The sequence below is a fragment of the Pseudomonas sp. NPDC089741 genome (genome assembly GCF_044748825.1).
GTDB classification, from domain to species: domain Bacteria; phylum Pseudomonadota; class Gammaproteobacteria; order Pseudomonadales; family Pseudomonadaceae; genus Aquipseudomonas; species Aquipseudomonas helmanticensis.
Genome location: NZ_JBIVGT010000001.1, coordinates 239,494 through 259,649, shown reverse-complemented (window position 1 = coordinate 259,649; position 20,156 = coordinate 239,494). Strand labels below are relative to the sequence as shown.

Here is a 20,156-nt window from a genome sequence, read left to right as displayed (position 1 = left end):
TGAACTAGGCTAGCCACCTTTCTCCTCTCAGGACGACCGCAGAAGTGAACAACCCGGCCTTCTAAAAATGCCTTCGCGACACGCCGTTTCTGGCGCTTGTCGGTTTTCACGACATTTTTCTGGAGGTGCCGATGACTCACGTCTCGCGTACGCCCGCACTCGTCTCCCTGAATCAATCGAGCTTTCATTTCGCCAATGGCGAGACGATTTTCGACGCCCTGAATCTAAAGTTCGATCATTTGCCGACCGCTATCGTCGGCCGCAACGGTGTCGGCAAAAGCGTGCTCGCGCGCCTGATTGCCGGACATTTGCAGCCTACCACCGGCACGATCACCCGCTGTGCAACCGTGCATTACGTCGCGCAATCATTCATCGCCACGGCCGGGCAAACCGTTGCCGAGGCGACTGGCACCGCCACAGTGCTGGCGGCGCTGCACAGGCTCAATCAGGGCAGCGCCTCGGCCGAGGATTTTGACCTTGTCGGCGAGCGCTGGGATCTGCCGGATCGCTTGCGCCAAAGCCTCGACGACGCCGGCCTCCGCGAAATTGCCGCCAACGATCTGGCCGAGCATCTAAGCGGCGGTCAACAGGCGAAAATCGCCCTGATCGCTGCGTTGTTGAGCGACGCGCAATTGCTGGTGCTGGATGAGCCGAGCAATCACCTCGACAGCAGCGGTCGCGAATGGCTGATGCGCAGCCTTGAACACTGGCGCGGCGGCTTGATTGTCGTCAGCCATGATCGACAGTTGCTTGAACAGATGCAGCGCATCGTCGAACTCACGCCGTTGGGCGCGAACGTTTTCAGCGGCAGTTATGCGCAATTCGTCGAGCAGCGTCGAATCCACCAAGCGGCGGCGCAGGCTCATCTCGACCAGGCGCGCAACGAGCGCCAGCGCGAGCGAGCACGGCTGCAACGCGAGCACGACACGATCCAGCGCCACGCTGCCGGCAGTCGCCGTAACGCCGAAACTGCAAACGTCTCCGGCTTCGAACGAGCGGCGCTGAAAGCCGCCGCGAAAGAAATCATGGGGCAGGTGAAAGTCGGCCATCAGGCGCGCAAATCTGATCTGGACGCGCGCGTCCGTGAGGCCTACGCGAAAGTACTGCCTGAGGATGGCGTGCTGATCAACCTGCCGGGAAGCGTGGTGCCGAGTACCCGCCAGGTCTGCACGTTGATCGATGCCTGTCTGCCATGGTTGCCTGGCGATGCGCCGACATCCCGCCTGAATCTTGCCATTCATGGGCCGATGCGCATTGCCGTCAGCGGGCCAAACGGTTGCGGCAAATCGACCCTGTTGCGGATGCTCGCTGGAGAACTGCGCCCGGCGAGCGGTGAATGCGCCACCCACGTGCCTTTGGCTTTTCTCGATCAGCAATTGCGCCTGCTCGATGAACGAACTGCAATTGTCGAACAGTTGCAGGCGCAGCGATCACCGTTGGACGAAGGCACCTTGCGCAGCTACCTGGCCCATCTGCAACTGGATGCCCGGCGGGTGACCCTGCCCTGCTCGTCACTGAGTGGCGGCGAACGCTTGAAAGCCGCGCTCGCCCTGGCGTTGTGGCGCCAGGTACCGGCGCAATTGCTCTTGCTCGATGAGCCGAGCAATCACCTTGACCTGAAATCGGTGGAAGCTTTCGAACACGCCTTGCAGACTTTTCCCGGAGCAATTGTCGCGGTTTCCCACGACAGGGTATTTCTCAAGGCGTTGAATCCCAGCCATGTCCTGAGCTGGCACCCGACTGGCTGGCAGTGGCAACCGACGAGCTGAGCCGGGTATTTTTTGCACGATTGCCGCGGCCTTCTATAGTTGATGTGACACGAATCAGCTGCGGTGACGCCATGGAAGACATTTTCGTCGTGAAGCGTTGCAACAAGATCATCATTCACGGTCGACGCGCCGGAGAAAGCCAGCATGATCCTGCCGAAGCCCACAGCTGGTTCCGCATCTGCGATACGCGTACCGGCGGTTTCATCGGCGACGGCTATGACGCGCAAGAGGATGCCCGGCGCGAATGCCAACGCCTCAACGCAGCCAGTTCGCCACTACCGGCCCGCCAGTCCTCCGGCTGATGCCGTGCAAAAGCGGGTCTATACTGAAACCAGCTGACGGAGCAGCACCCCAACGGCACAAGGCTCGCGACTCGCGGGCTTTTTGCTGCAGCTCAGGTTTCATGAAAAACGGAGGTGTTCCATGTCCGAAAAAGAGTCCATCACCACCCTCCTCACCCTGCTCGACGCCCGGCAGGCGCGCCTCGCGGCCGCTTGCAAAGAGATCGCCGACTGGGTCGATCACCAAGGCGGGCACCCGACCGCCCTGCGCATCCGTGATCGTCTGAACGACATCGAGAAAGACGCGCCATTGATCCGCAACACGCTGTCGACGCTCAGGCCTGCCGACCGGCCGCTGCCACGGTTCAGGTAAGCGCTGTACGCACCAGAGTCGCTTGCGGGTGTTCAACCGGTGGTTCATTTTGCTGAACGCCTGCTGTCGTGCGTGGTCGAAAAAGATACACGTCACGAAGGAGGCGTCTGATGGTTATTCATTTCAGTGTTGAAGGACATCTGGCCTGTGGTCACAAGGGCCAACATCTCACGGCGAGCCGCGAACTGAACCGCGTCAAGTGCCGCAGCTGCCGCAATACCGATGCGTATAAACAAGCCCGCAAGGATCAACGCAACGCCGCACGCCGAGCGTCGCGCCAGCCCAAAACCAACCATAGCCTGGTGAACTGGCGCACCGAGTGGCAGGAACGCCTCTCTGCGATGGGCGGCCGCCAGCGTTTACCGCGCGGCTTTGCTCAACAACGCTTCGTTTAACGTACAAAAAAGGGTCGCTTTTTTCGACCCTTTTTTATTCGCCAACAACCCGCGTACCGTCGGTGCGCAATATCAGCCGCTTACACCGCAATCCTTGGCGCCAGACCGCGGCGGGACAGCCCAGCTTGTAACGCAAACGCGACCAACACCGTCGACGGCGCAGAAAAACTGCTCAGCCCGGCCCCGGCAAACATCAACGCAAGCCCCAGCGCCGTAGCGCCAAACCATGCGCTCAAACCTGCCGGATTGAATGCCGTCACCTCATCGAGCGTTGTAACGTCGTTGCGTCCGTAGAGAATCTGCGCTAGCGCCACACCGACCCAGGCGACGACGAAAATCCCCTGATAGGCCAGCGCCTTGAGCAAGTAGGCGAACACGTCCGCAAGCATCAAGCCGTACACGATTACCCCGACTACCAGCGCCCAGAGCAAGTACGAACCGCGCACACCAAAACGCCCGAAGAACGCCTGCATGTTCAACGTCGCCAGGTAGTAATTGGCGGTGTTGATCCGGGTTTGTGTCGCCCAGACAAACAGCAGTCCCCACAAGCCCATCAACTGCAGGATCGCCATCACCACCGACACCTCGTTCAACGCACCTTCGTGGGGAATGCTGCTGACCAGATAGATGCCCGCCGCGCCGTTGAGCAGAAACGTCACCGCGTAGAACGGCATGCCGAAGTTCCAGCGGCCGTGATACTCAGCGTCTTCAGCCTTGCCGAAACGGGCGTAATCGAAGGTGAACAGCATCAGCACCCAGACGCCCATATAGGCGACAAAGCAATGCCACCAGCCGAATGCGTCAGGCGTTTGCGGGCCGAAATCCAGCCACTGCGGCTGGTAGCCATAACGACTGATCGACAGCCCCACCGCCACCAGCAAACCGCCGAGGTAGACCGGCAGCAACACGCCGTTGAGCGTGTCCAGCCAGTGCTGCACGCTGCCGAGGATCATCGGCACGCTGTACAACACCACCGCCAGTGCGGCCAATGGATAGACCAACTGCGGGTACAGATGATGCAGCGCCACGGCGATCACCGAACCTTCGAACACGGCGTAATAGATCGCCGTGGAAAAGAAGATCAATGTCGCCAGACACGCACCCGTGCGGCCAAACAACAGTCGCGAGAACAATGCCACCGACAAGCCGCTGCGGATCGCGAAGCGACTGAGCACACTGTTGACCAGGCCGTAGCTGATCACCGACAGAACCATACCGATCAGCGCATTGCGCGCACCGAACGACAACGCCAGCGAAGCGCCGACAACGATGTAGAACATCGCACTGCACACTGCCCACCAGGCCATGGTCAGCGACAGTCGGCCCATGCGTGCTTGCGCGGGTACGGGATGCTGGGCCGGGTCTTGTCCGGTTTGACTCGATTGCGATAAAGCGGCCATATGCGTGAACTCCAGAACCAGTCAGAGGTTGAAGCGCGGGCAGCCGTCACCGCACCGAAGTGCGGCGTTGGCTCGCCGTTTGGCATGGCCCGCGCGATGCGGCGGGCAGAATCAGGAAGGGAACAGCTTGCTCAGGCAGCTGAGTTTTTTCTTGTAGGAACGTCGCGCTTCCAGCGCCTCTTCGAGGGTCACCGCGACAAAGCGGGCCTTCTGGTTGGGTTGCATCTGGCCGATCAAATCGAGGTCGGCGCTGATCACTGTGCCGATCATCGCGTAGCCACCACCGGACACCGCATCGCGGTGCAGGACGATGGGTTCGAGCCCGGCCGGCACCTGGATCGAACCGATCGGGTAGCAACTGTCGACGATGTTCGAGGGATCGGAACCGGCACCGAAAGGCTGTTCGCGCGGCTGAAAAGTCAGTGCGCTGCCGCCCTTGAAGCGATAGCCGATGCGGTCGGCTTCCGAACCGACCGTCCACGGCTCGGCGAAAAAGCTTTTTGCCGCCGCTTCGCTCAGGCGCTCGTAATACAGGCCCGGTACCACCCGCAGGGTAATTTCACCGCCCAGCGATTGCCGCAGCGCCATCGGCAAACTGGCGCCAACGCGACCTTTGCCAGTGGCTGTGCCGATCGGCAATTCATCGCCCGCCACCAGCCGCCGGCCTTGAAAACCGCCGAGTGCACCCAGCGCGTAGGTTGAACGACTGCCGAGCACCAGCGGCACATCAACTCCTCCCGCCACCGCCAGATAAGTCCGCGCGCCAGCCTTGGGGAAATCAAAACGCAGCACCTGCCCGGCCTTCACCATGAAGGCCGTGTCGTGGTGCATTTCCACGCCATCGACCCGCGGCGTCATGTGCGCGCCGCACACCGCCACCAGCGCGTCCTGCTGAAATTCCAGCTCCGGCCCGAGCAGCGTGCATTCCAGCACGGCAAACCCTGCGGGATTGCCAACCAGTTGATTGGCCGCACTCAACGCGTACTGATCAAGCGCCCCGGAAGGTGGAATGCCCAAGTGGTAATAACCTTCGCGACCCAGATCCTGTACTGAGGTGGCGAGACCGGGTTTGAGTACCTTGATCATGCCAGCACCTCCTGCAGCGACTTGGGATATCCGATCGGATCGGCGAGGAACGCATCCAGCGAAAACTCCACCGGGCGAATCCGTAGATCAAAGCGCCCTGCCTCCACTTCAGCCACGGCGTGATCGTAGGCTTCACGGTCCATCGGCTTGAACTGCACGATGTCGCCCGGACGGAAAAACACCATGTGTTCTTTCAGGTAAGCGAGGTTCTGTTGCGGGTCATAAATGGGCGCCGGCGTGACGCCGAACATCTGATAACCACCGGCACCGCGCACCGAGTAAATGCAGCCAAAGCAACCGCCATGACCGAGGGTCAGCTTCGGCGTATCGGTGCGTGGCCGCAGGTATTTCGGCACCTGCAACTGACGCTCGCGCTCGACCATCTGGAACATGAAGGGCAGCCCGGCGACGAAGCCGACCATCGAGACAAACCACGGTGCTCCGCTGTGTGCGGCAATGAAGGCGTCGACGTCCGCCAGACCGTTGATCCGCGCGGCGTACTCCAGATCCGTGGCGCTGGGATCTTGATGCCGGTCGCGAAAACGCATCAGGGTTTCATGGGTCCACGGATCGTTGTAGAGCACCGGAATCTCGATGATCCGCGTGTGCAACGTGCGCTCGGCTACCGCTTGCGCCTCGGCCCCTTTCACGGCTTCGAGCAAGGTGTGCGGGGCGATGCGATCCGGGTCGAAACGAATCTGGAACGAAGCGTTGGCCAGGCACACATCGAGCACGCCATCCAGCGCCAGCCGTTCCACCGCGCGCGTGACGGCCAGGCCTTTGAAAAACGCATCGAGGGACATGCTGTCGCTGACTTCGGCAAACAAATGCTCGTCGGCACCAAAGCTGTAACGGATCGGCGTACTCATGCGGCACCTCCGCTACGGCGCGCGGCCAGCCAGGTTTCCAGGGTGCCGGTATGAAAATCGGCGCTGTGCAGCCAAGGTTGCGCGAGCAATTCTCCGTGCAGCGCCAAGGTGCTGGCCATGCCGCCCAGCGTGGTTTGCTCGACCGCGAGCCGCGCCCGGGCCAACGCTTCGGCCCGATCGGCACCGTGCACGATCAGCTTGGCCAGCAGCGAGTCATAGTAAGGCGGCACGCGGTAGCCTTGATACAGGTGAGTGTCGACGCGAATGCCCTCGCCTTGCGGCCAGATCAGTTCCTCGACCAGCCCTGGACTTGGGAAGAAGTCGCGCTGCGGGTCTTCGGCGTTCAGGCGCATTTGCACGGCCGCGCCATTCAGGCGAATGTCACTCTGCTGGAGACCCAGCGGCGCGCCGCCGGCGATGCGCAACATCGCCTGCACCAGATCGATGCCGGTGATCAGCTCGCTGACCGGGTGCTCGACCTGAATCCGCGTGTTCATCTCGATAAAGAAGAACTCGCCGGTGGCGTCGTCATACAGATATTCGAGAGTACCGGCGCCCTTGTAGCCCAACGACTCGGTCAGGCGCACGGCACTGGCGCAGAGGGTTTCCCGCTGTTGTTGGCTGAGGACCGGCGACGGCGCCTCTTCGAAGATTTTCTGTCGGCGACGCTGCAGTGAACACTCGCGCTCAAACAAATGCACGGCGTGCTCACCGTCACCCAAAACCTGCACTTCAATGTGCCGCGCCCGGCTGATAAACCGCTCCAGATAGACTGCGCCATTGCCGAACGCGGCTTGGGCTTCACGCTGCGAGCGAGGAAATTCTTCTGCTAATTGCTGCGCGTTTTCTGCCAGGCGAATACCGCGTCCACCACCACCGGCCGAGGCCTTGATCAATAGCGGGAAGCCAACAGTTTCAGCTGCCTTAAGTGCCGATTCAACGTCAAACAATTCACCCGGCGACCCCGGCACCACTGGCACGCCGGCCGCCTGCGCGGTGCGGCGGGCTTCGGCTTTATCGCCCATACGCCGGATCGTCTCTGCGCTCGGGCCGACAAAAATCGCCCCGGCGGCAACTACCGCTTCGGCAAAATCAGCGTTCTCCGAAAGAAAGCCGTAACCGGGATGCACCGCGTTGGCGCCCGTGGATTTCAGGGCGCCGAGCAACGCCTCGACGTTCAGGTAACTTTTATCAGCACGAGCCGGGCCGAGAACATGCACCTCGTCGGCCATGCGCGCCGCTTGCGAGTCGACGTCCGCCTCGCTGCACGCGGCAACGGTGGGAATCCCCAGCGCTTTGGCGGCACGGATAATCCGCACCGCGATCTCGCCACGGTTGGCGATCAACAGTTTATGAATGCCTTGAGTCATGATCACGCCCTCACTCGTCGTCGAGTGTTGCGATGACTTGACCCGGCTCCACCGGATCACCGTCTTCTACCAGGAATGCACTGAGACGACCGGCCATCCCGGCGGTCAGTTCGGAAAACTGCTTCATGACCTCGATCAGGCCGATCACCGTGTCGGCGCTGACTTGCGCGCCCACCTCGACGTAATTCGCCGATTCCGGTGTGGCTTTGCGGTAGAAGGTCCCTGGCAACGGGGTGATTACAGTGTGTTCGGCCATGTCTGTTCCTTTTTGGAATAGTTGTAGAAAGGCAGGCAAAAAATCCATCGTGGGTACAACCCTGGCGTCTGTGCGCCAAGCGTTATGGGCGTGGTGCGCGGACGTTGATCCCCGCGTAATCGAGGGCTTTTCGCGTGGCTTCGACCAGCGCGAGTGCGCCCGGTGTGTCGCTGTGCAGGCAAATCGAATCGAACTCGATCGGCAAATCCTCACCTTCAACCGTACGCACAACGCCTTGCTGACAGGCGCGCAGTACACGCGCGGCGACCTGCGCCGGGTCGTAGGCGCGCACATTGCGGGTGAAGACGATGGAGCCGCTGAGGTCGTATTCGCGGTCGGCGTAGAACTCGCGAATCACCGGTTGACCGAGTTCCGTTGCAACGCGCCAGATCACCGAATCGGGCATGCAATAGAGCAACAGTTCCGGTTCCAGACGCTGCAGGTTTTCCACCAGCAAACGGGCGGCCTCTTCGTCTCGGGCCAGGTGCATGTACAGCGCACCGTGGGGTTTTATGTGTTGCAGGGCTACACCTTGAACCCGGGCGAGTTCACGCAACGCGCCCAACTGGTAAAGCATGTCGTCGACCAGTTCCTGCGCCGGTGCGTTGATGTGGCGACGACCGAAACCGACCAGATCACGAAACCCTGGATGCGCGCCGATGGCCACGCCCAGCCGCTTGGCGTGCTCTACGGTACGGCGCATGGTGCCGGGGTCGCCGGCGTGAAAACCGGTGGCGATGTTGGCGGAACTGATGAAGCCCATCAGCTCGTTGTCGACACCGTCGCCGATGGTCCATGGGCCGAAGCCTTCACCCATGTCCGAGTTGAAATCTACTGCTTGCATGACGCTTGCTCCTGACGCTTGTGACTTCATGCAGGCCACGTTAGATTCCTGCCATCCCCTTGGGAAGATCTATTATCAGAGGGGCTATCTTCTGAAAAACAGATACCTCAATGCCCGGAGTCTCCATGTCCCTGACCTTGCGTCAAATCCGTTATTTCGTTGCCACGGCGGAGATCGGGCAAATTTCCCAAGCGGCGATTCATTTGAATATTTCGCAATCGGCCGTGACCACGGCGATCAAGGAACTGGAAGGCATACTCGGCACGTTGTTGTTCCAGCGCTCGGCCCAAGGCATGAGCCTGACCGATGCCGGCCGGCACTTTCTCAATCGCGCCTACGTGATTTTGCGCAGCGTCGATGACGCGCTGAACAGTCCGTTGCCGGACATCCGCGCCAGTGGCGTGTTGCGCCTGGCGGCGAGCTACACGGTGATCGGATATTTCCTGCCCCACCATTTGCAGCGCCTGGAACACTGGCACCCCGACGTCACCATCGAAGTCCACGAACAGGAACGCCATGCCATCGAACAAGGCCTGCTGGAAGGTCGATTCGACATGGCGGTGGTCCTCACCGCCAATCTCACCCATGCGGACATCGTCTCGGAAACACTGTTCAACTCCGAACGCCGGCTATGGCTGCCCAGCCACCATCCACTGTGCGAACGCTCGGCCATCAGCCTTGCCGACGTGGCGAAAGAACCCTTCATCCTGCTGACCGTCGACGAGGCCGAACAAAGCGCCATGCGCTACTGGGAAAACGCCCGCCAGCAGCCAAACGTGAGGGTCCGCACCAGTTCCGTGGAAGCGGTGCGCAGCATGGTCGCCAATGGCAGCGGCGTGGCCATCCTGTCAGACCTCGTGCATCGCCCGTGGTCGCTGGAAGGCAAACGTATTGAAACGCTGACGATCACCGACAAGGTGACGCCGATGAGTGTGGGTTTGGCGTGGCATCGGGAGCGGGAGTTCAGCCCGGCGATGCAGGCGTTTCGGAATTATTTTCACGATGCGTTTTTGGCGCCGCAGCAGCATATGGCGCGGCGTTGAGGTTTGAGGGGTTGCTACGAGAAGCTTCCGAATGTGAGTGAACAATACGAATTACTTCGCCGACACCCTCAATCGCGGCGTACTGATCTAGGTAGAATGATGCCGATCTGCCAAAAACGACTAATGGAGTAGTTCTCACAACATGAAGCTAGAAACGATCAAACAATTTACTCGTAAGGGTTACGTCAGAGCCGGGGGGATAATCACGCTTATCGCAGGCATCGCGACAATTTACGCTGCGTTCCATGACTCAGGCCCAGAACACAATCCAGCTTTTCTCGGGCGCTGGGAAAGCAACTACCAACATCCTGTCCCGGGCGGGTCTGTTGCCTTCAACGGTATTACCGAATACTTCCGTAACGGGCGCTACAACGTGAACGGAACCCTGAAATTCTCGGGTGGCGCTGCCGACAAGCCGTTTTCTGCTGTGGTGCTTACAAAGGGGTCAGGAACCTGGACGGCTGACAATAAATTCCTGACCTTTACACTGACAGGCTTACACACTGAACCCACGAGTTTCAAAAGCGGCGAGCTAGAGATGCCGATTCCACTTCTGGAGAAACTGAGCGGTTACTCACTGCCCGACCTGAATAAACAGTATGTTCCTGGCAGTTCAGATGAGTACGAAATCGTAACCCAGGAACGCCAACGAATCGTGCTCCAAGGAAAGGACCCATTCGGCAATCCATTTACAGTGGTAACTTCCAGACCTCAGTGAGCCACACCGGCAGGCATGAAAAATGTCTGCCGATTTAAATGCCAGCGGCTCAAAACTTCACATTTGCGCCTGCTTCAACGGCGCAAAATTTCGATCCAGATGAACGAGAGGTACATCTGCAATCGTATGGGCAAGAAGGTTACTCCCGCCAAGTGAATTGCGGACCAACATCAAAATTGCGGACCAGAAACAAACAAGGGTTTGCATCAGCTTTCGCTCGCAAACCCTTGATTTAAGATGGTGCCCGAAGCCGGAATCGAACCGGCACGCCCTTACGAGCGGGGGATTTTAAGTCCCATGCGTCTACCAGTTTCGCCATTCGGGCGGTAGCGCGGTGCTGCACTTTCCAGCTGTTGAGTCGCGATCCTGGCAGGATGCAGGCTTGAACAGCCGAGCGGGAAATATATACATCACGTCCCGGTGAAGCAAGTTCGCAATGGCTGATTTCAAGACTAAATCTTGCAGCGCACTGGAAATAAAAAAGCTCCGTAAATCATGGATCTACGGAGCTTGTTTATAGTGGAGGCCGAGGTCGGAATCGAACCGGCGTAGGTGGATTTGCAATCCACTGCATAACCATTTTGCTACTCGGCCTCAAAACGTCTGTTATCAGTAGCACAACAACAAACGCGTTTTAACTTGGAGCGGGAAACGAGACTCGAACTCGCGACCCCGACCTTGGCAAGGTCGTGCTCTACCAACTGAGCTATTCCCGCTTGGTGATGCGCATTCTATAGAATTAAGAAGCTCCGTCAACCCCTTGATTCAAAAAAGTTTTATTTCTTTTCAACATCGGTCTTCAGATGCGGCCAGGCGGCGCGCAGGTACTGAACCATCGACCACAGCGTCAAGCCGGCGGAGACCATGAGCAAGGCATAACCGAGAACAACCCAGAAACTGAAGTCGCGTGGATTGGCCAGCAGAATCACCAGCGCGAGCATTTGCGCGGCGGTTTTCCATTTGCCCAGGTTCGACACGGCAACATGTGCACGGGCGCCGAGTTCGGCCATCCATTCACGCAAGGCCGAAACGACGATCTCGCGACCGATGATGACAGCGGCTGGCAGTGTCAGCCAAAGATTGCCGTGTTCCTGCACCAGCAGAACCAGTGCGACGGCGACCATCAGCTTGTCGGCGACCGGATCGAGAAACGCTCCAAACGGCGTGCTTTGCTCCAGTCGGCGAGCCAGATAACCATCCAGCCAGTCCGTTGCTGCCGCGAAGGCAAACACCGAGGCGGAGGCCATGTAACTCCATTGGTAAGGCAGATAGAACAGCAAAATAAAGATCGGAATGAGCAGGACGCGTAGAACGGTAATCAGATTAGGGATATTCATCGGCACAACTGGCTACGAGGTGAAGGGGCATTCTACTCGCTATGCAGGTTTGCATAAATCGACTCTGCGAGCTTTTTACTGATCCCCGGGGCTTTGGCGATCTCTTCGATGCTTGCACGAGTCAGCTCCTGCAATCCACCAAAATGTTTCAACAAATCGCGTCGGCGGGTCGGCCCTACTCCCGCAACGCCTTCCAGCGTTGACGTACGGCGGGTTTTGCCACGACGGGCGCGGTGTCCGGTAATTGCAAAACGGTGAGCTTCATCGCGGATCTGCTGAATCAGGTGCAGTGCCGGCGAGTCGCCGCGTAAGGTGAACTCGTGCGCTGCATCATTCAGATACAGAGTTTCGAAGCCAGCCTTGCGCGTTGCACCCTTTGCCACGCCGAGCAGGATCAGATCCGGCACGGCCAGTTCGTTGAGCACGTCACGGGCCATCGACAACTGGCCCTTGCCGCCGTCCACCAGCAGAATGTCCGGCAACTTGCCCTCGCCGTCCTTCAGTTTGCTGAAGCGCCGGGTCAAGGCCTGATGCATGGCAGCGTAATCGTCGCCCGCCGTTACACCTTCGATGTTATAGCGACGGTAATCCGACTTGATCGCCCCTTCCGGGCCGAACACCACGCAGGACGCGACAGTCGCTTCGCCGCTGGAGTGACTGATGTCGTAGCATTCAAGGCGCTGTGGCGGTTCATCCAGGTTCAGCACTTCTGCCAAAGCCTCGAAACGCGCAGCAGTGTGCTGACGGTTGGCCAGCCGCGCACCCAGTGCCTGCTCGGCGTTGGTCACAGCCAATTGTTGCCAGCGCGCTCGCGTACCGCGAACCCGGTGACTGATGGCCAGCTCGCGGCCACGCAACCCGTGGATCGCTTCAATCAGCGTCGGGAAATCTTCGTGGACAACGTTGACGATCAACTCGCTTGGCAGGTCGCGTTCCGGACTGCTGATGAAGTATTGGCCGAGAAACGCCGCCATGACTTCCGAGACGTCCTCTTCTATACCCACCTGCGGGAAGAAGTTCTTGCTGCCCAGCACGCGTCCGCCGCGCACGCTGATCAAATGAACGCAGGCGCCGCCCGGGTTGACGAACGCCGCGATGACGTCGATATCGCCGGTGCCGCCTTCCATGCTCTGTTGATCCTGCACCCGGCGCAGCAGTGCGATCTGGTCACGCAATTCAGCGGCGCGCTCGAACTCAAGGTTGATCGCTGCCTCTTCCATCGCCGTTGACAGCTCGTTGGTCAGTGCATGACTGCGCCCTTCGAGGAACATCACCGAGTGACGCACATCCTCGGCATACACCTCAGGCTCGACCAGCCCGACACAAGGGGCCTTGCAGCGCTTGATCTGATATTGCAGGCATGGGCGGGTGCGGTTCTTGTAATAGCTGTCTTCACACTGCCGGACAAAAAAGGTTTTTTGCAGCAGGCTCAGGCTTTCACGAATGGCACCAGCGCTCGGATACGGGCCGAAGTATTTGCCTTTGGCCTTCTTGGCGCCGCGATGGATACTCAGTCGCGGGAATTGGCCGTCGGACAGAAACACGTAAGGGTAGGATTTATCGTCGCGCAACAGAATGTTGTACGGCGGTCGCCATTCCTTGATCAGTGTCTGCTCAAGCAACAGCGCTTCGGTTTCGTTGGCGGTGATGGTCGTTTCGACCTGAGCGATACGCCCGACGAGTGCCGCGGTCTTCGGCGCCAGCCCGGTCTTGCGAAAATAGCTGGCGAGACGCTTCTTGAGATTCTTGGCTTTGCCGACATACAGCAGGCGCGCGTCGCTATCGAACATACGATAGACGCCGGGGCGCCCGCTGACGGTCGACAGAAAGGCGCCGGAATCGAATACTTCAGTCATGATCAGGCGCTGGCATCAACCATGCCGTGACGCACCGCCAGAAGCGTCAACTCGACGTCGCTGCTGATCGAGAGCTTCTCGAATATGCGATAACGGTAGGTGTTGACGGTCTTCGGCGACAGACACAACTTGTCGGAAATGATCTGTACCTTCTGACAGCCAACAATCATCAAGGCAATCTGGATCTCCCGTTCGGACAAGGCATCGAACGGCGAATCGTTGGTCGGCTGGAAGGATTTGATCGCCAACTGCTGAGCGATCTGCGGGCTGATATAGCGCTGGCCGGCGAATACCAGGCGAATGGCCTGAACCATTTCCGGCAATCCTGCGCCCTTGGTCAGGTAACCTGCGGCGCCAGCCTGCAACAACCGTGTAGGAAAAGGATCTTCTTCACACACGGTAACGGCAACCACCTTGATGTCCGGGTGACTGCGCAACATTTTGCGCGTGGCTTCCAGGCCGCCGATGCCGGGCATCTTGACGTCCATCAGGACCACGTCCGGTTTCAATTCTCGCGCCTTGATCAGGGACTCTTCACCTGACTCGGCCTGCCCCACCACCTGCAAGCCATCGATATCGGCCAGCATCCGTGTAATGCCTGTACGAACGAGATCATGGTCATCGACCACTAGCACCCTAATCAAGCAGACACCTCGCGATATGGTCTTATTGGGATGCCGGACACCTTAGCAAAAACTGCCAGACAGACCTAGCGGCAAGCAGCATTTAAAAAGTTTCAATTCATCATTGAGGGCTTGCAGGCCGTGGGTTTCAGAGCACAGATGTACTGATATCGAGCTGCATCCTCAGGAAACACTCGTCCTCGCCCTGCACGACGAAGCCTTTTCTCAGATACAAGTTTTTTGCCATATTATTTTTGAATACCGTTAGACGCACTGCAGGGTTGCCGTCGCGGCGAGCCATGGCAATAACCTGATCAATCGCCCAGGAACCCGCGCCCTGCCCCTGAAACGCCTGCGCCACCTGCAATTCGCGGATATACAGCGCCCGCGCATCGCGACTGAGGCTGAAAAACCCCAACGCCGCCTCATCACCGATCATCAACCAGTTCTCACGTCCGGCCCAGGCAACGTCGAACGCCTCATCCTGCCACAACAACTCGTAATGAATGTAATAGCTCAGCATGTTCTGGCAGGTCAAAGTTCGCACAAATGCCAGGTCATCCTGTGTGGCCCGGCGCATTTGAAAGGTCATTTATCCCCCGCGAGGCTGACGACCTGCCCCTGCCACGCGCCGGCATCACGACGAGCGATCACCAACTCATCGCCAGCACCGGGGGCGGCAATGATCAACGCACCCTCTTCAGACCACACCGCGCTGCGCCCGGCCGATTGCCAGCCACCGGTGAGACCGCCATGGTTGGCCATCAACACCACCATCGCGTGTTGCCGGGCATAACCCTGCAGCAACGCGGTGTCAGGCTCATAACCGCTCTCGCCGATCAATACGCCCGCCGCGTACACACCAGCGCCCAACTCGGCAGCAGCGGCAGCATGGCTGGCGTGCGAAAAATCTGCACAGACTGCCAGGGCCACTGTGTCCACGCCGATTTGCAGTGTCGCACCACCCTTCCCGACCGCATAAATAAGCTCTTCACCTGCATGCAGGTGCTGTTTGCTGTACACATCAAGCGTACCGTCGGCGCCCAACACCAAAGCACCAATCAATACTGCCGAACTGCCCTCCTGACGAATCGGCATGCCGACGACAGCCGTGATGCCGCGCTTGTGCGCCAGCCTTCTTAACGGTTGAAGCACGGCGTCTTGCGGATCGATGGCCAATGCCGCCGCCACTTCGCCCTCATAGCCGGTCAGCGACAACTCGGGAAACACCAGCAACTCGACACCGTGTAGCGCCGCCAATTCGATGAAATCCATGTGCCGGGCGATGTTCGCGGCGAGGTCACCAGCAATGGAGACCGATTGAGCAGCAGCGATGGTCAGAGTTGACATGTTTCATCCTTGGTTTCAGGCAAAGCGCTGAGTGTGTCACAACTGTTGCAGCGCTCAAGCGATAGGCATTCTGATCTGCACGCGATAGCATTTTCTGATTGCTGATGCGTATCGGCCTCTAGTAAGCTCGGCGCATTCATCGGAGACAGACCATGCTCAACACCCCAACTCAGCTACGTACCGCAAGCGCCTCGCGCTCGGTTGCGGCTGCCCGGGTGAATGACGCCTGCGCTCCTGCAAGCTTTTATTTTGGGTATTGGTTTAGCCACTAGCGCGCCTGATACCCCACACGGCGCCCATGAAAACGGGTCGCCACCTGAGAAATCTCAACCCCCGGTCGGCCTCCCGACCGGGGGTTTTGTTTTTTCAGGCACAAATTTTCCAGCAACACACCAGACACTTTGAGGATTTAAGACATGAACTACGCCACTTATTACCGTCACGACAGTTTTTCCGCCTGGCGATTTACCAGCCCCCGCTCGGGACAGCCTGCCGCCTCCGATCGGTCACCTACAGGTGGCAAGCACACACACGTAGCCAATACGGCCAACTGTCGAACACCCCAATAGGGCCGTGCGAGCGGGAAGCACCCGCCGCCTGCCCAGGAAGACTGAACATGAACTCGTCCGTTTCTGCTTTGCCACTGTCCACTCTTGATTCTGCCAACGAAGCACTGACCCTGCGTCTGCCCAGCTCGTTGCAACTCAAACAGCAATTGCCTCTGACCAACGCCCTGAGTCAGCAGATTGCCGCCCACCGCCAAGCGGTTCAGGCCATTCTTGATGGCGACGACCAGCGCTTGCTGGTGATCGTCGGACCTTGTTCGATCCACGACCCGCAATCCGCCATTGAATACGCGGACAAACTCGCACGCCTCGCTGACGACGTCAGCGATGAGATGTTGCTGGTCATGCGCGCCTACGTCGAAAAGCCGCGCACCACCGTTGGCTGGAAAGGCCTCGCCTACGATCCGCATCTGGATGGCAGTGATGACATGGCCGCAGGCCTGACACTGTCCCGCGAGCTGATGATCGAAATGATCCGCCGCGGGCTGCCAATCGCCACGGAAATACTGCAACCCATGGCGGCCGGGTACTTCGACGATTTGCTCAGCTGGGTCGCGATCGGTGCGCGCACGACTGAGTCGCAGATCCACCGCGAGATGGCCAGCGGCCTGAGCATGCCGGTCGGCTTCAAGAACGGCACCGATGGCGGCGTCACCGTCGCGGTCGACGCGATGCGCTCCGCCTCCCATCCGCACCGACACTTCGGCGTTGATAGCCAGGGCCATCCGGCCGTTATCCAGACCACCGGCAATCCTGATACCCACCTGGTGCTGCGCGGCGGCCATCAAGGGCCGAACTTCGACCGTGCAAGCGTCGCCCGGATACACGCCGATCTGACCCGTTTGAAGATTCCGAGTCGAATCATGGTCGATTGCAGTCACGCCAATAGCGGTAAAGACCCACTGCGCCAGCCTGAAGTATTCAACGAAGTGCTGGAGCAGCGGCTTCAGGGCGACCGCTCGCTGATCGGCATGATGATCGAATCTCACCTGTTCGAAGGTTGTCAGCCTCTCAGTGCCTCTTTGCGCTACGGTGTATCGGTTACCGACGGTTGCCTGGGTTTCGCCGCAACGGAACAGTTGCTGCTGAACGCCGCGGAACGCCTTCGCGCGAAACCTCAGGCCTGACCTCGTCAACAGCCTTTGCGGACACCTCGCCCGCAAAGGCTGAACGGCTAATCAGTCCACCGCACGGAAATTACGCACGAACACGTACGCGGGTAGCACTGGAGGCCTGACTGACATCATCCAGTCGCTCCACCGTATACGACACCTGTACTACCGTTTCGCGGTGTTCTCGCCAGAAACGGTGCGGCACGATGAATACCAGCGGCTGCCCGGCGGTCTCCCGGGTAATGTCGCGATCGTCCCGATGATTGAAATACTCACCATCACAGCGCAGGTACACCAACTCGCCCTCCTCTGCCTGGGCATCGACGATGACCACCGTCACACCATCAATCGAATCGGCGACATCGAGCTCGCCACCCTCCGCGTCCAGGACCTGCGGTGCCGCCAGTTCGCCGCGAACCAGTGGTGCGATCAGGATTCTCGAAATCGCCGACTGCCTCGATTCACCCTCCGCTGATTTGACCTGATAACTGAGATTCACCGTTTGCCCGGTGTGTGAGGCGATGTGTTCATGGGCAATCCAGAAGGAAAGCTCTTCGCGCACGGCAAAAGCTTCAACCGTCAGTTCGTCACTGAACGTCTCTTCACTGTTTGCACCTTGCCAACCAAGCGAGATCCGGTCCCCGACGGCCATCCGCGCATACGGTCGCACAATCACGTTGGTACCTTTCTCGACACGCGCCGGGTCCAGTGTCCCACCCACAGTCTCTTCGATAAACGGTGCCAGCAGATGGGGTTCGGGATCACCTACGTTCAACTGCAAGCAATCAGATGAAAGCGGCTCAGGTAGATCGACGCTGAACAGCGTCCAATGAGTTTGCACCGAGCCGCGCTCGAGCATGGCGATGTGCACGCCCTTGATGACGAACACGACCTCCTGTCCCACTTGCGCGGCACTGACAAAACGCGAAGTTACATAGTCGTAGGACAGCCCGTCAGCATCGAGACCGCACCAACTCAAGACCAGCTTGTCGCCACATTTCATCTGCGGGTACGGCGCAACCCGGACAAAGGCTTTGTTCAGTGAGGGATCGACCATCCCGCCCTCCAGAACCTCGAGTGCCGGCGCAGATAAATGTTTTAAAGACCCGGGTTCCGAGACAGGCCAGGGTCGATAGCTGAACTCAAGTGTCTCGCCTTGCACCCGGAAACTCAGCTTTGCGTGTGCGCCTGGATTGGCCGGCAGCAACGATGTGTCCGTTGCGAGCGTCGTACAAGTGTCGATATTAGCGTCATATATGGTCATTCGTGGCTCCATTCCCTGGATAAAACGTCGCTAATCACAACGACGTCGAATGAAAGCCATTGAATAGCAATGTTTGAGTAGCCGATGTCAGCCATAGCAACTGCATAGCGGAGGCAAATGCGCCTGACTGCGTAGGCCCTAGGTAATGAACTCGCCAAAACAGTGCAAAAGATTGCTGAATGTTCCGACCATGCCCGCAAACAGAGCTGAAAAGTCGTACAGCTTTTAGTCCTTTTTCACCTCAATACTGCGGTGTTTTCAGACACCGGCTGCATGACGACGTGATTTACAGTGACCCGCTGGAATCACCTATGAACGTCTGTAAAAGAGGTAGAAACATGCAACGGAATGCAACAACTCGCCATCCCATCCTGTTGGTCCACGGTCTGTTCGGCTTTGAGCGGATAGGCCGTTTCGAGCTGTTCCATGATGTCAAGCAGGCATTGCAAGATGCAGGCAACCGAGTGTTTGTGCCGCAGCTATCGGCCACCCATGACAACGAAGAACGTGGCCAGCAATTATTGATGCAGGTCACGCGGGTGTTGAAAGGCACAGGAGCAGACAAGGTCAATTTGATCGGGCACAGCCAGGGCGCCCTGGCGTGTCGTTACGCTGCGGCGCTGGCCCCGTGCAGCGTTGCGTCTGTCACCTCGGTCAGCGGCCCCAATCATGGTTCGGAACTGGCCGATCTATTGCGCAAGGCTCTGGTTCCGGGGCAGATACCGGAGCGTCTGGCCGAAGAAATCGCCACGCAGTTCGCGAATTTCCTGTCTTTGCTCAGCGGGCAGCTCGCTTTGCCGCAGAACGCCATTGCGGCACTCAACGCGTTGACCACGGAAGGTGTTGCGCGTTTCAATCGGAAATACCCACAAGGTCTGCCTTCGACGTGGGGCGGTCAGGGTGCCGAAGAGGTCGATGGCGTTCGGTACTACTCGTGGAGCGGCACGCTGCCGGAAGACCCACTGGCCAATCCTCGTCCGTTCGACGCTTTACATGCGGTGTGCCGTGCACTCTCCGGAAACTTTGCCACCGAAGCCTGGCAAAACGACGGTTTCGTCGGCCGCTACAGCTCGCATCTGGGCAGCGTGATCCGCTCGGACTATCCTTTCGATCACCTCGACAGTCTGCGCAGGCCCAAGGTATTGCGATCACTCACGCCTGATCCAGTCGACCTTTATATAGAGCACGCCATGCGTCTGCAGGCCGTGCACCTGTGAACCGAGGCGAACCCACTGAATGGAACTTTGCCGAGAATTCACCCACTGAATCCGGTAGGCTCCACACTTTACTGAAATAGATCGGAGATTTTCCCCATGGCTAAAGCCACTGCCCGCCACATCCTGGTTGCCAGCGAAGACAAGTGCAACGAACTCAAAACCCAGATCGAAGGCGGCGCTGATTTCGCCGAAGTCGCCAAGGCCAATTCCACCTGCCCATCCAGCCGTCAAGGCGGCGACCTGGGTTCGTTCGGTCCTGGCCAGATGGTCAAGGAATTCGACACCGTGGTCTTCAGCGCACCGATCAACGTCGTGCAAGGCCCGGTGAAGACCCAGTTCGGTTATCACCTGCTGGAAGTCACCAGCCGTCAGGACTGATTCGTCGTCCGACTGCTCTGCAACGGCCCGCCTTTTGGTGGGCCGTTGT

21 protein-coding genes and 3 tRNA genes are annotated in these 20,156 nt (G+C 58.9%); 9 read left to right on the top strand and 15 right to left on the bottom strand.

Annotated features, from left to right (window positions below; all coding sequences use genetic code 11):
• Nucleotides 1–131 precede the first annotated feature (131 nt).
• The 4 genes from ACIPZE_RS01185 to ACIPZE_RS01170 all read left to right on the top strand — a co-directional run bounded on the left by ACIPZE_RS01185 (nt 132) and on the right by ACIPZE_RS01170 (nt 2,818).
• Complete coding sequence (locus ACIPZE_RS01185) at nt 132–1,769, top strand: ABC-F family ATP-binding cassette domain-containing protein (protein WP_400770664.1); 1,638 nt, start codon at nt 132–134, stop codon at nt 1,767–1,769.
• 71 nt (nt 1,770–1,840) lie between these two features.
• Complete coding sequence (locus ACIPZE_RS01180; RefSeq protein WP_129394057.1) at nt 1,841–2,071, top strand: hypothetical protein; 231 nt, start codon at nt 1,841–1,843, stop codon at nt 2,069–2,071.
• A gap of 121 nt (nt 2,072–2,192) precedes the next feature.
• Nucleotides 2,193–2,423 (top strand): hypothetical protein, encoded by a 231-nt coding sequence (locus ACIPZE_RS01175; RefSeq protein WP_129394059.1) that lies wholly within the window; start codon nt 2,193–2,195, stop codon nt 2,421–2,423.
• Between the two features lie 110 nt (nt 2,424–2,533).
• Entirely contained in the window at nt 2,534–2,818 is a 285-nt protein-coding gene (locus tag ACIPZE_RS01170) for a hypothetical protein (protein WP_283436377.1), read from the top strand.
• Nucleotides 2,819–2,898: 80 nt separating this feature from the next.
• Here ACIPZE_RS01170 and ACIPZE_RS01165 read toward each other — a convergent pair whose 3' ends face one another.
• The 6 genes from ACIPZE_RS01165 to ACIPZE_RS01140 form a co-directional block, all read right to left on the bottom strand.
• On the bottom strand, nt 2,899–4,218 hold the full coding sequence (locus ACIPZE_RS01165; protein WP_400770661.1) for a purine-cytosine permease family protein: 1,320 nt from the start codon (nt 4,216–4,218) through the stop codon (nt 2,899–2,901).
• Between the two features lie 111 nt (nt 4,219–4,329).
• On the bottom strand, nt 4,330–5,304 hold the full coding sequence (locus ACIPZE_RS01160; protein ID WP_400770659.1) for a biotin-dependent carboxyltransferase family protein: 975 nt from the start codon (nt 5,302–5,304) through the stop codon (nt 4,330–4,332).
• Complete coding sequence (locus tag ACIPZE_RS01155; protein WP_129394067.1) at nt 5,301–6,173, bottom strand: allophanate hydrolase subunit 1; 873 nt, start codon at nt 6,171–6,173, stop codon at nt 5,301–5,303. The genes ACIPZE_RS01160 and ACIPZE_RS01155 overlap by 4 nt, the downstream gene beginning before the upstream one ends.
• Nucleotides 6,170–7,543, bottom strand: coding sequence for an acetyl-CoA carboxylase biotin carboxylase subunit (locus ACIPZE_RS01150; RefSeq protein ID WP_283436374.1), 1,374 nt, complete (start codon nt 7,541–7,543; stop codon nt 6,170–6,172). Before ACIPZE_RS01150 ends, ACIPZE_RS01155 begins: the two co-directional genes overlap by 4 nt.
• A gap of 10 nt (nt 7,544–7,553) precedes the next feature.
• Nucleotides 7,554–7,799 (bottom strand): acetyl-CoA carboxylase, encoded by a 246-nt coding sequence (locus ACIPZE_RS01145; protein WP_283436373.1) that lies wholly within the window; start codon nt 7,797–7,799, stop codon nt 7,554–7,556.
• Between the two features lie 82 nt (nt 7,800–7,881).
• The gene (locus tag ACIPZE_RS01140) at nt 7,882–8,643 is read right to left on the bottom strand and encodes a 5-oxoprolinase subunit PxpA (RefSeq protein WP_400770657.1); all 762 of its coding nucleotides are present in this window, start codon (nt 8,641–8,643) and stop codon (nt 7,882–7,884) included.
• Nucleotides 8,644–8,768: 125 nt separating this feature from the next.
• On the opposite strand from ACIPZE_RS01140, the gene ACIPZE_RS01135 reads away from it, so the two are divergent.
• Entirely contained in the window at nt 8,769–9,686 is a 918-nt protein-coding gene (locus tag ACIPZE_RS01135; RefSeq protein WP_129394075.1) for a LysR family transcriptional regulator, read from the top strand.
• Between the two features lie 142 nt (nt 9,687–9,828).
• Complete coding sequence (locus ACIPZE_RS01130) at nt 9,829–10,404, top strand: hypothetical protein (protein ID WP_400770655.1); 576 nt, start codon at nt 9,829–9,831, stop codon at nt 10,402–10,404.
• A 238-nt stretch (nt 10,405–10,642) separates the two neighbouring features.
• On the opposite strand, the gene ACIPZE_RS01125 is transcribed toward ACIPZE_RS01130, so the two are convergent.
• The 8 genes from ACIPZE_RS01125 to ACIPZE_RS01090 form a co-directional block, all read right to left on the bottom strand.
• Nucleotides 10,643–10,729 (bottom strand) — tRNA-Leu (locus tag ACIPZE_RS01125).
• Between the two features lie 195 nt (nt 10,730–10,924).
• Nucleotides 10,925–10,998 (bottom strand) — tRNA-Cys (locus ACIPZE_RS01120).
• A 46-nt stretch (nt 10,999–11,044) separates the two neighbouring features.
• Nucleotides 11,045–11,120, bottom strand: a tRNA-Gly gene (locus ACIPZE_RS01115).
• Nucleotides 11,121–11,180: 60 nt separating this feature from the next.
• Nucleotides 11,181–11,741, bottom strand: a complete 561-nt coding sequence (gene pgsA / locus ACIPZE_RS01110; RefSeq protein WP_008080159.1) for a CDP-diacylglycerol--glycerol-3-phosphate 3-phosphatidyltransferase — start codon at nt 11,739–11,741, stop codon at nt 11,181–11,183.
• A 32-nt stretch (nt 11,742–11,773) separates the two neighbouring features.
• Nucleotides 11,774–13,597 carry an excinuclease ABC subunit UvrC gene (gene uvrC / locus ACIPZE_RS01105; protein ID WP_129394079.1) on the bottom strand — a complete coding sequence of 608 codons (1,824 nt, stop codon included), beginning with the start codon at nt 13,595–13,597 and terminating at the stop codon, nt 11,774–11,776.
• A gap of 2 nt (nt 13,598–13,599) precedes the next feature.
• Complete coding sequence (gene uvrY, locus ACIPZE_RS01100) at nt 13,600–14,241, bottom strand: UvrY/SirA/GacA family response regulator transcription factor (protein WP_400770652.1); 642 nt, start codon at nt 14,239–14,241, stop codon at nt 13,600–13,602.
• Nucleotides 14,242–14,368: 127 nt separating this feature from the next.
• Nucleotides 14,369–14,812, bottom strand: coding sequence for a GNAT family N-acetyltransferase (locus tag ACIPZE_RS01095; RefSeq protein WP_400770650.1), 444 nt, complete (start codon nt 14,810–14,812; stop codon nt 14,369–14,371).
• Nucleotides 14,809–15,570 carry a carbon-nitrogen hydrolase family protein gene (locus tag ACIPZE_RS01090; RefSeq protein WP_283436368.1) on the bottom strand — a complete coding sequence of 254 codons (762 nt, stop codon included), beginning with the start codon at nt 15,568–15,570 and terminating at the stop codon, nt 14,809–14,811. The genes ACIPZE_RS01095 and ACIPZE_RS01090 overlap by 4 nt, the downstream gene beginning before the upstream one ends.
• 616 nt (nt 15,571–16,186) lie before the next feature.
• Here ACIPZE_RS01090 and ACIPZE_RS01085 point away from each other — a divergent pair.
• Complete coding sequence (locus tag ACIPZE_RS01085; protein WP_400770648.1) at nt 16,187–17,263, top strand: 3-deoxy-7-phosphoheptulonate synthase; 1,077 nt, start codon at nt 16,187–16,189, stop codon at nt 17,261–17,263.
• 70 nt (nt 17,264–17,333) lie between these two features.
• Here the strand turns inward: ACIPZE_RS01085 and ACIPZE_RS01080 are convergent, their stop codons facing one another.
• Nucleotides 17,334–18,512 (bottom strand): hypothetical protein, encoded by a 1,179-nt coding sequence (locus ACIPZE_RS01080; RefSeq protein ID WP_400770646.1) that lies wholly within the window; start codon nt 18,510–18,512, stop codon nt 17,334–17,336.
• A 338-nt stretch (nt 18,513–18,850) separates the two neighbouring features.
• Between ACIPZE_RS01080 and ACIPZE_RS01075 the strand changes: the two genes are divergently transcribed.
• Complete coding sequence (locus tag ACIPZE_RS01075) at nt 18,851–19,729, top strand: esterase/lipase family protein (protein WP_400770644.1); 879 nt, start codon at nt 18,851–18,853, stop codon at nt 19,727–19,729.
• Nucleotides 19,730–19,825: 96 nt separating this feature from the next.
• Nucleotides 19,826–20,107 (top strand): peptidylprolyl isomerase, encoded by a 282-nt coding sequence (locus ACIPZE_RS01070; protein ID WP_028622714.1) that lies wholly within the window; start codon nt 19,826–19,828, stop codon nt 20,105–20,107.
• Nucleotides 20,108–20,156 lie beyond the last annotated feature (49 nt).

Excerpts from the sequence above, each read along its gene's own strand:
- ACIPZE_RS01185 (WP_400770664.1), top strand. The coding sequence starts at position 132 with ATGACTCACGTCTCGCGTACGCCCGCACTCGTCTCCCTGAATCAATCG.
- ACIPZE_RS01180 (WP_129394057.1), top strand. The coding sequence starts at position 1,841 with ATGGAAGACATTTTCGTCGTGAAGCGTTGCAACAAGATCATCATTCAC.
- ACIPZE_RS01175 (WP_129394059.1), top strand. The coding sequence starts at position 2,193 with ATGTCCGAAAAAGAGTCCATCACCACCCTCCTCACCCTGCTCGACGCC.
- ACIPZE_RS01170 (WP_283436377.1), top strand. The coding sequence starts at position 2,534 with ATGGTTATTCATTTCAGTGTTGAAGGACATCTGGCCTGTGGTCACAAG.
- ACIPZE_RS01165 (WP_400770661.1), bottom strand. The coding sequence starts at position 4,218 with ATGGCCGCTTTATCGCAATCGAGTCAAACCGGACAAGACCCGGCCCAG.
- ACIPZE_RS01160 (WP_400770659.1), bottom strand. The coding sequence starts at position 5,304 with ATGATCAAGGTACTCAAACCCGGTCTCGCCACCTCAGTACAGGATCTG.
- ACIPZE_RS01155 (WP_129394067.1), bottom strand. The coding sequence starts at position 6,173 with ATGAGTACGCCGATCCGTTACAGCTTTGGTGCCGACGAGCATTTGTTT.
- ACIPZE_RS01150 (WP_283436374.1), bottom strand. The coding sequence starts at position 7,543 with ATGACTCAAGGCATTCATAAACTGTTGATCGCCAACCGTGGCGAGATC.
- ACIPZE_RS01145 (WP_283436373.1), bottom strand. The coding sequence starts at position 7,799 with ATGGCCGAACACACTGTAATCACCCCGTTGCCAGGGACCTTCTACCGC.
- ACIPZE_RS01140 (WP_400770657.1), bottom strand. The coding sequence starts at position 8,643 with ATGCAAGCAGTAGATTTCAACTCGGACATGGGTGAAGGCTTCGGCCCA.
- ACIPZE_RS01135 (WP_129394075.1), top strand. The coding sequence starts at position 8,769 with ATGTCCCTGACCTTGCGTCAAATCCGTTATTTCGTTGCCACGGCGGAG.
- ACIPZE_RS01130 (WP_400770655.1), top strand. The coding sequence starts at position 9,829 with ATGAAGCTAGAAACGATCAAACAATTTACTCGTAAGGGTTACGTCAGA.
- pgsA (WP_008080159.1), bottom strand. The coding sequence starts at position 11,741 with ATGAATATCCCTAATCTGATTACCGTTCTACGCGTCCTGCTCATTCCG.
- uvrC (WP_129394079.1), bottom strand. The coding sequence starts at position 13,597 with ATGACTGAAGTATTCGATTCCGGCGCCTTTCTGTCGACCGTCAGCGGG.
- ACIPZE_RS01095 (WP_400770650.1), bottom strand. The coding sequence starts at position 14,812 with ATGACCTTTCAAATGCGCCGGGCCACACAGGATGACCTGGCATTTGTG.
- ACIPZE_RS01090 (WP_283436368.1), bottom strand. The coding sequence starts at position 15,570 with ATGTCAACTCTGACCATCGCTGCTGCTCAATCGGTCTCCATTGCTGGT.
- ACIPZE_RS01085 (WP_400770648.1), top strand. The coding sequence starts at position 16,187 with ATGAACTCGTCCGTTTCTGCTTTGCCACTGTCCACTCTTGATTCTGCC.
- ACIPZE_RS01080 (WP_400770646.1), bottom strand. The coding sequence starts at position 18,512 with ATGACCATATATGACGCTAATATCGACACTTGTACGACGCTCGCAACG.
- ACIPZE_RS01075 (WP_400770644.1), top strand. The coding sequence starts at position 18,851 with ATGCAACGGAATGCAACAACTCGCCATCCCATCCTGTTGGTCCACGGT.
- ACIPZE_RS01070 (WP_028622714.1), top strand. The coding sequence starts at position 19,826 with ATGGCTAAAGCCACTGCCCGCCACATCCTGGTTGCCAGCGAAGACAAG.